The 8,657-nt window shown below is 36.9% G+C and carries 8 protein-coding genes; 4 read left to right on the top strand and 4 right to left on the bottom strand.

The features are described from left to right. Positions 1-231: ATP-binding protein (locus BLS65_RS16355; protein ID WP_170830143.1), on the top strand; the 231-nt coding region annotated here is incomplete at its 5' end. Between the two features lie 171 nt (positions 232-402). Then, on the top strand, positions 403-480 hold the full coding sequence (locus tag BLS65_RS19070) for a hydrolase (protein ID WP_394331468.1): 78 nt from the start codon (positions 403-405) through the stop codon (positions 478-480). 131 nt (positions 481-611) lie between these two features. Here the strand turns inward: BLS65_RS19070 and BLS65_RS16350 are convergent, their stop codons facing one another. The 3 genes from BLS65_RS16350 to BLS65_RS16340 all read right to left on the bottom strand — a co-directional run bounded on the left by BLS65_RS16350 (position 612) and on the right by BLS65_RS16340 (position 3,621). Next, positions 612-1,400, bottom strand: a complete 789-nt coding sequence (locus BLS65_RS16350) for a Fic family protein (protein ID WP_092440891.1) — start codon at positions 1,398-1,400, stop codon at positions 612-614. Positions 1,401-1,661: 261 nt separating this feature from the next. Continuing rightward, positions 1,662-3,431, bottom strand: a complete 1,770-nt coding sequence (locus tag BLS65_RS16345; RefSeq protein WP_139180978.1) for a S41 family peptidase — start codon at positions 3,429-3,431, stop codon at positions 1,662-1,664. Positions 3,432-3,486: 55 nt separating this feature from the next. Beyond that, positions 3,487-3,621: a hypothetical protein gene (locus BLS65_RS16340; protein WP_394331467.1), complete on the bottom strand. Its 135-nt coding sequence runs from the start codon at positions 3,619-3,621 to the stop codon at positions 3,487-3,489. 970 nt (positions 3,622-4,591) lie between these two features. Here BLS65_RS16340 and BLS65_RS16335 point away from each other — a divergent pair. Beyond that, positions 4,592-5,365: a class I SAM-dependent methyltransferase gene (locus BLS65_RS16335; protein ID WP_092440892.1), complete on the top strand. Its 774-nt coding sequence runs from the start codon at positions 4,592-4,594 to the stop codon at positions 5,363-5,365. Positions 5,366-5,472: 107 nt separating this feature from the next. On the opposite strand, the gene BLS65_RS16330 is transcribed toward BLS65_RS16335, so the two are convergent. Further along, positions 5,473-7,821, bottom strand: coding sequence for a TonB-dependent receptor domain-containing protein (locus BLS65_RS16330; protein ID WP_170830178.1), 2,349 nt, complete (start codon positions 7,819-7,821; stop codon positions 5,473-5,475). A 245-nt stretch (positions 7,822-8,066) separates the two neighbouring features. Here BLS65_RS16330 and BLS65_RS16325 point away from each other — a divergent pair, with 245 nt between their 5' ends. Further along, entirely contained in the window at positions 8,067-8,408 is a 342-nt protein-coding gene (locus BLS65_RS16325) for a hypothetical protein (protein ID WP_092440888.1), read from the top strand. The last annotated feature ends 249 nt before the right edge of the window (positions 8,409-8,657 follow it).

Here is an 8,657-nt window from a genome sequence, read left to right as displayed (position 1 = left end):
TTTGACGATCCTGCAAGAAATGCCCTAATGGATATCGTTGAACAGAAATATGACAAGACTTCTATTATCATTGCCGCACAGATACCAGTAAAAAACTGGCATGAAACAATTGGCGAAGGAACCATTGCCGATGCAATTCTAGACCGCATGGTTCACTCTTCACATCGCATTGAATTAACAGTAGAGTCAATGAGAAAAAACAAGATGAAAAAAACTCAAATTAATTCATAAATTTGGTCACGAAATCATCCTTTTTTTGTGGCACAATATCACCGAAACAAGTGGCACAATATCACCGAAATATCAAAATTAAGGAGTAACGTATTGCGTTGCTCCTTTTTTTTTCGGAAATTGGTTCATCTAAAATGCATTTTAGTGGATGCTTAACTAATTTGAAACGCCATGAACGCAAAGCAAGAAGAACCGGAATGCTGTCCAAAATTCGACCCTACTCCATGGGATGGTAAACGTATTGAGTAGAAAACCCCATAGAAACCATTTAACCCAGGATGTAGTTCAACCGGGAGTTATTCGCTTCGCTCATGAGACCTTCGGGGTTCTCGTTGGGTACTTCGTGGTGCTTAAAGTCCTATTTATTAGCGGGTGTGAATTTATTCTTCTTCGTTTTCTTTTATACTATTTATTGTCATCAGAGTGAAGTCAAAAGATTTAGAATAATCAAGCTCGGTATATTCTAGTCCCAACTTCTTAATATTTGCATAATATGCTTTTAGATTCCTGTAATAATTTCGCTCCAAAGGAACTGATACAGCTCGTTTGCCTATTTTCTCCTTTAGAAACCATTTTTCCAGCAATCTAGCAGTTCTTCCATTCCCGTCTAAAAAAGGGTGTATTTTCACGAAAGACAGGTGTATTTGTGAGGCAAAATAGAAAGTGTCAACTTCATCTAGTTCTGTTTCTAGTAACTTTTCAACATCAATGAAAAGTTTCTCAAGTTCTCTCGTTACAATCTTTGGTTCAGCGGCTACATATTCAATCCTGTCTTGCTCGTTAATTACAAACATGGGATTTGTTCTAATTTTCCCTTGCTGTGATTTCGGTAAAAGGTTCGAACTTAAAATAGCATGAGCTTTCTTTAAGTTCTCTAAACTTAGGCGATTTTCAAAGATAAACTCGTATGTTTTATATAAATCATCTGCTTTCTTCGTATAGTCAGGCTTGAACTTAACATTCAAGAATTTATGCTTGAAATAACTATCGAAGTCAATGTCTTCTCCCTCGATTTTCGATGAATATACCGAGGAAACAGACGTGTAAAATTGAAAGTAGTCAACTGGAATTTGAAGTTTCGGAATAGAATTTAAGATAGTAAGAAAGTTCGGATCAACCAATTCTCTAAATTTATCAAGTAGTTGTCCATGTATAATCTTCAAGTCCATAGTTCATATCTTTCTCCAAAGATAATCTTTTCATGTGAATAGTATTTCCACGTGCTCAATTTCATAACCGCTAACGTTGACAATAAACACAGTGCGGACTTAATAGCTTTACGTTTTCAGTTTTGCTCATAGTAAAATATGGTCTTGATGCTAAAATTACTGTTTTATTTATGTAAGCCAAGCAATATTTTGCGGGGTTTCTAGATAAAAACACGGTTTCTGTCCGCTCGTAAACCGCATTGGGTTTATTGTAGGTTAGCTTTAGTGCTTCATTATTTGTTTCATATATGGGTCATTATTCTTTATATACTCAATAGAGTAGGAATTATCATAAAGTAATATTTTATCGTCTATTGTTGTCTCAATCCTAATTTCTGGTTTATCATGAAAAATATCCTGATAATTTTCCACATTGGTTAAATCAATAGTTGGAGCAATTCTGAATTTAATTTTTGAATTTGGTAATTCATATTCAGACGGATTTGTTCCAAAACCTAAAACACGTCCTGTAACTTCACCTACTGATATTAAATTGTCGAAGTAATAACATAAGTTAACTAAACTACCTGCTGATGAATAAGTATATTGATTGAAAAAAATATAAATATTCCCTTTGTATTTTATATTTTCCTGTCCTTCGTGTTCAAAACCTGTTTCAGAAACAATATATTTTAAATATAATTCTGGAAAATCCTTATAATCAAAAATCTCCATTTTATTGAATATCTTAGAGTTTTCTTTATTAAAACCTAATTTAATTTTTGGTGAATAGCTGTCTGGGAGTATTGAACATAACATATCTGACCAATCATAATCTGAACCTCCTGGATTATCTCTAATATCAACAACGATTTTGGTTATTTCATAATCTTTATATTTCAAAATTTCATTTGCATAAAATAGTCCGTTTACCATTTTAGGCATTCTTATATACAATATTTGGTTTTCTTCCCAGTAAAAAACAAATCCATTTTTTATCGATGAAATTTTTTCGTGAGTAAAACCAATTGGCAAATGCAAAGCTATCTGGTATTCTTTGCCCTTGTCCTTAAAAATAAGATTTACTATTGTATCTGCTGCAATATCTTGCTGAAGAAAGGTTTCAGAATAAAAACAATTGTTATTAAAATCCCACGAAAGCGACCTTTTATACTCGATATTTTCTAAAACGTAGTCTTTAGGTAATCGACTATTAACGGATACTAATTCTGATTTAAGCGGAATTTTAATTTTATTAAAAATAAATTCTTTTGCAAGAAAATATTTGCCGTCTTTATAAATGAATTTTGGAATGTTTTCGGAAGTTACTTTAACTGAATTATAAAGCATTTCATATTTTGCTATCGAAGAACAAAAATTAATATTTTCTCCATCATTTAAATGTTCAAATGGGTTTAATGATGAAAAACTTGTATGACCATCTTGACAAACAATTAATGTTCTATATAAAATTATTGCAAATGTATCTGTTGAATTACATTTTTCGACTTCACCTCTTAGATTACTAAAATAATCACTATAATTTATTCCATAAACTTTTTCTTTGAGCATAAGATGCGGGCTTACTCTTAATAATTTGTTTTGAAGGGTATCAAAATCTTCAAGCATTTGCTTTTTTGTCAGCTTTTGAAAATCAATTGTTTTTGCGTAATTGTAAAAGTCATCAATTTTAACATTAAATGTAGTCATTAAATTTGACCACTCTGGTGTTTCATGATACTTATAAAATTCGCTAAACCATAATACAATAAAATCTTTATCTAAATATCCTTTTTCAGGTAATTTGTTAAGATTTTCAAAAACTTTTTCTTTATTATCAGCATAAGCCCATGATGATGCTGCATTTAAATAAGTTCCTGCCCATGTTTTTCCTTGCTGAATACTTTTTTCAAACAATTTGGCTGCATCCTCAAATTGTCTTTGATTGTGTTTATCCCATGCTAATTTATATAGACTGTCTGCTATGCTTTGAGCATTCAAATTAATGGATAACAAAACAGGGAAAATTATGAATATTGCTTTTTTGTTCATCTCTTCTGCATTAAAGCCAACTCGTTTATAAACCAAACTTTGTTTGGTTTATATTTCAAAGGTAGAATATTTTTTCACATATCGTCGAAGGGTGATTTGATATTTCTTTTAGGCCTGTTATGCTCACATGCGCGTAGATCTCGGTTGTCTTGCGGCTTTTGTGCCCTATCAGCTGTTGAATGTAGCGCAAATCGGTATCTGCCGCCAGCAAATGGGTGGCGTAGGAGTGCCGCAGCTAGTGTAGGGGAGCCTTTTTTGTAATACTCGCTGCTCAATCGGGTATTTGCTTTCACACAGGGCTGCGCCCTGCGCTTTTACGGGTAGGCCTTTCAGGCCAAAGAGAATCCGGCTGCGCAAAACAGGGCATTCGGTAACAGGCCTTCCGAATCATAAATTGCCAGAATGGTGACGACAAACTAATGCGATGCAACCCTAAAAGGAGCTAACTATTTTAATAGTCGATATTGTTTACCGGTAGTAGGTAGCTGTTCCGTTTATACCACTAAATCGCTCTCCACAAGGAATAACTGCATTGAAAACCCATAGAAAGAAACCATTGAACCCGGGATGTGGCTCAACCGGGCGTTATTCGCTTCGCTCATGAGCCTAGCAGGGTTATTCGCTTCGCTCATGAGCCCTTCGGGGTTCTCGCTGGGCACTTCGTGCCGCTTAAATGGTTATTTATTAAGAAATGTTGTCTGGAAAAATAGCACTAATAACAGTAAACGTTTCATATCGTCATGCAATATAAACCCAACAAACCTTGGTTTATCTACCCAATCTAGTATGTATAAACCAAGCTATAGGAATGAATGCTTACCTAAAGGTAATGAAAAAAATGAAAGGACAGAAGCACAGCAGACTATATACCGTTCCCTTCAACAAAGATCAGGCACTCTAGCTTGTTGAAAATAACTACTAATGGAGTGTGATGCTATCAGAAAAATCCATAGATTTGCACAATCTAAAATCGGTGGATGTTTAAAATGGATTTGGTAAGGTAAATAACCTTTGGTATTCTGCCCAAGGTTATCACTCAGCATAACTCAGACAAACTCTTGTCGGAGTTATTTTTATGTCTTTACTTTAATGTAACTTGTGGCATGGCAACAGCTATGTTGTCTGCTTATGCCACGCTATCAATCCTAAAATTAAACATCATGAGTAACGAAAATAAATCAATTCACGAATTCGACTTTAACCTAATTTGCGAATACTTTTCGAGCATGGAGCGTCAAGGGCCCGGTAGCCCCGATGCAACCGTTAATGCGTTGCGCTTTATTGATAATCTCACCAACGAATCGCGTATTGCCGACATTGGCTGTGGTACCGGGGGCCAAACAATGGTCTTGGCGCAGCACACTTCGGGTCATATTACTGCTATCGACTTGTTTCCTACGTTCGTTGATTTGCTGAATACGAACGCCGCCAAGCGAAAAATTCAATCGAGAATAAAAGGTATTGTCGGTTCAATGGATAACCTTCCTTTTCGAAACGAAGAGCTAGACCTAATATGGTGTGAAGGAGCAATCTATAATATTGGATTTGAACGAGGCTTGTACGAGTGGCATAAATTTCTGAAAACTGGAGGTTATATTGCCGTTTCGGAAGCATCTTGGTTTACTGCAGAGCGTCCCGACGAAATTAATACGTTTTGGCAGGATGCTTATCCCGAGATAGACACTATTCCGAACAAAGTAGCTCAGCTGCAAAAGGCCGGATACGTTCCGGTAGCAAATTTTATACTGCCAGAGAGCTGCTGGACCGACCATTATTATGTTCCACAAGTTGAAGCGCAAGAAGTTTTCCTGAAGAAATATAGAGGCAATCGTACTGCCGAGGAACTTATTGCAAACCAACGGCACGAAGCGCTACTGTATTCGAAATACGGTAAGTATTACGGCTACGTATTCTATATTGGCAAGAAAATTTAAGAAGTGATTGTAAGAAGGATTGTTCTCTCTTTTCAGAACAATCCTTCTTTTACATTGAATGCTAACGGTTCTGTTGCCGAAATGTAGGATAGTTGTTGAGTTCTTTTTTACTCTTTTTCTATCCGTTGTAATTCATCGTTACCACTTTCAATTTTACTGAATTTGTTTTCGAATTTATTGAGGTTAAATTTTACTGTAACTCCCACCATTCGTGAATCGGGCATTACATTTTGTCCCGTGCTTACATATCCCCATTCGGAGGATGCGTCAGATTCGGATCTCTGCAACAAATCGTTTCCAAATACGGTCAAGACCATTTTCCCTTTTAGCATTACAAAGTTAGCTGCCAAAACAAGGGTGTAGGTTGGCGAAAAACAATTATTCAGATAGCTGTAACGGCTTTGTGCCACAAAATTCCCTATTAAAAATAGCTTGGGCGAAACCATGTATGAATTGGTTGTTATAAGCTGATATTTTGTAATGTTATTGTTTTTCTTTTCACCTTGATACGGATACTCCATGAACGGCACGGAAACATTACCAATTAGGTTGGAGCGCCACTTTTCAACAGCAAAGTTATAGGTGGCATTAACGCCCAATGAAGAAACCTTATCAATATTTATTGTTTGGTTGATAAGTAAATTTGGGTTGGCTTTATCGGGTTCAACCAAATAGGCGACAGCATTTTTGGCGCGCGTATAGTCAATACTTAGGTTTAGGTTATCCCAAAAAGTGCCACCCAACTCAAAAGTTTGGCTTGTTGTTGGTTTTAGTTCAGGGTTGCCCTGCTCATACAGCACGCTACTAAGGTAGCTTACCGAGGGGTCGAGATCTAAAAATGATGGCCGGCTAATTTTGCTGGTATAGTTCAGATTCAACTGTGCTTTTTCTGAAAAAGTATAGGAAAGCGACAGGGACGGAAACCAGTTGGATAATATCCTTTTCCCATCAAAAACAGAAACACTATTTTTCAGATATTCCCCTTCGTTGCGCTCGGCACGCAGACCTGCTTCTGCCGAAAAGTTTCCAAACTCACGCCCCAATGTGGTATAAGCAGCCAGCGTATGCTCAGTCATTACAGACTTATTTTCAGTATCTTCATTCTGTGAGAGTGCTACAATTTCAGAAAACGTATTGCTTTTAATTTCCGAAAACCGGACACCTGCATCTAACGTGTAAGCCCCAAACAAAAGGGTATTGTATTCTGCCCGCAAAGCGTAGGTGTTAAACTTTGAGCGGTTGTTTAAGATGTAGCTATCATTGGAGGCATCGGTGGTTGAAACGTTATTTACATTTTCATTGTCGGTATTGTCCAGGTATAAATAGTCGGCATACAGGTTGAAATGGTTCACAGAATCTACATCCCAACGATAGTTTAGGTTTAAGGTGTGCTTTTCGTTGTTTTTGTTAAAGTCTCTTAGCACATTATAGGTTTCATTCTGCTGTCCGGTAAGGGTTTCTGTACCATTTATATTGGCATTTCCCCTGCTTTTGTCCAAATAATACTGTAGGTCAAGGCTGTGTTTGTCGTTAACTTTAAGGTTGCTGCCAAAAACAAGGCTATGCAGGTGTTGGTTTTCGGTCATCCATGCGTTATAGCTATTTCTCTGCGCGATGTCAGTGGTTTGTACATCCTGAAAAACCTCTGCCCCCTCTTTGGTACGGGCATTCTTATATTTATAGGATAAAAAGTTCGTCCAGTTTCCTGCAGCGTGGTTAATGTTAAGTGTTTCGGAATGGTTGTACAGCCTGCCCATTACAGAACCGTGAACCAACTGCGCCGAAAGCTCCTGTTTGGCAGCTGCTGTGGTGGTGATGTGAATAGTGCTATTATAGCTGGCATCGTATTTGGCTGATGGGTTACGGTCAACCATAATGGACTTGATACGTTCAGGTTGCAGGCTGCTGATTTGTGCCCGGTTTTTCACTTCACGCCCGTTAATAAAAATCAGCGGTATGCCTTTTCCCGCTACTTCTATATTTTCGCCTTGTACAACTACACCTGGCACAAACGCCATTACATCTGTGGCGTTAGGTAGCCTCGTCAGGTACGAATCCTTTACTGTAAGTATAAGCCTGCCCTGATCTGACTTTAGCATTTTACGGTGTGCGCTTACTTCAATCTCACCTATGCTCACCCCGGCGTTTAAGCGGATAGTATCCAGCATGATGGATTGTTCAAGGTTTATGGTTACGGAATAACTTTCATAGCCTACAAAGGAAACCTCTAGGGTGTATTCACCCTGTTGCAGTCCATTAATGGAAAACAATCCATTTTCATTGGTAATGTCACCTGTAATTACCGATTTATCAGTGTTAAATACGACTACCGTAGCATAAGGTAATACCTCGTTTTCATTACTGATTACTTTGCCAGAAACTATAAGGTTTTGAGCAAAAATATATGATAAGGAGAAGGTAAGTAAAACGGTTACTATTAATTTCATCCATTTCATAGCTATCATTTTTAAAAATTCATAAAGAGAAGTTGCGAGTTTTGTCTTCACTAAACCTTTGCAGTTATTTGTTTGGTTTCGACATTGCAAATATGAAGAGGGTGATAGGAAAAGCACCTAACGGCAACCTAACGGTAACATACAAACCTGTTATATTGGGAATTTATGTCATAAAAATGTAATTCGATATGCCCATAAACCGACCATTCCTATTATCTTTATAAGAAATTTTGTAAAAAAGCCGCATGAAACCTTACAAAAAAATAGCTCAAAAAAATCAACTTTACAGATGGATTACGGTAAGTGCCATCCTGTTTTTTTTTACATTACAGTTCTACGCCCTATACTTCACTTACAACAGTTTGTCCGATATTTTGAGCAAGTCTGTTGACGATGCTCTGTTTGAAGCAGTAAAAGAATATCGCAGTATTAATGTGAAGAACAAGAAAGACCCTATTACAATATCTTTTAATGAAAAAGAAAAGAAAAACATTGATAACACTAGTAAATCAGCTATTAGTAGAATGATTGATTATTCCGATTTGAATTTAAGCTTTGATGATTTACTTTCACTACTGTCCGACTAAACTCTAAATATTCATTTATTGCCTCTGCATCCCAATAAACACAGGCAACGATTTTGATTATTAGAAAAGCACCCCTCAGAAAATAAGTTTAATTTGACCGTATAAATCTGGCGAACCTCGCTTATTTAAGTAGTCCCGCTTGGTGCTGCGGAGCAGCTCAAAAACATCGAGTAGGCTGATCAGGTGTATCCGGACTAGCGTTGCCACCACCGAAAATGCTTTCTGGGTGTTGGCCATCTTTTGGATCAC

Origin of the sequence: Williamwhitmania taraxaci (genome assembly GCF_900096565.1) — a bacterium.
Taxonomy (GTDB): domain Bacteria; phylum Bacteroidota; class Bacteroidia; order Bacteroidales; family Williamwhitmaniaceae; genus Williamwhitmania; species Williamwhitmania taraxaci.
Note: the sequence above shows the minus strand (reverse complement) of the source record. Positions and strands in the feature narration are given on the sequence as shown.

Excerpts from the sequence above, each read along its gene's own strand:
- BLS65_RS19070 (WP_394331468.1), top strand. The coding sequence starts at position 403 with ATGAACGCAAAGCAAGAAGAACCGGAATGCTGTCCAAAATTCGACCCT.
- BLS65_RS16350 (WP_092440891.1), bottom strand. The coding sequence starts at position 1,400 with ATGGACTTGAAGATTATACATGGACAACTACTTGATAAATTTAGAGAA.
- BLS65_RS16345 (WP_139180978.1), bottom strand. The coding sequence starts at position 3,431 with ATGAACAAAAAAGCAATATTCATAATTTTCCCTGTTTTGTTATCCATT.
- BLS65_RS16335 (WP_092440892.1), top strand. The coding sequence starts at position 4,592 with ATGAGTAACGAAAATAAATCAATTCACGAATTCGACTTTAACCTAATT.
- BLS65_RS16330 (WP_170830178.1), bottom strand. The coding sequence starts at position 7,821 with ATGAAATGGATGAAATTAATAGTAACCGTTTTACTTACCTTCTCCTTA.
- BLS65_RS16325 (WP_092440888.1), top strand. The coding sequence starts at position 8,067 with ATGAAACCTTACAAAAAAATAGCTCAAAAAAATCAACTTTACAGATGG.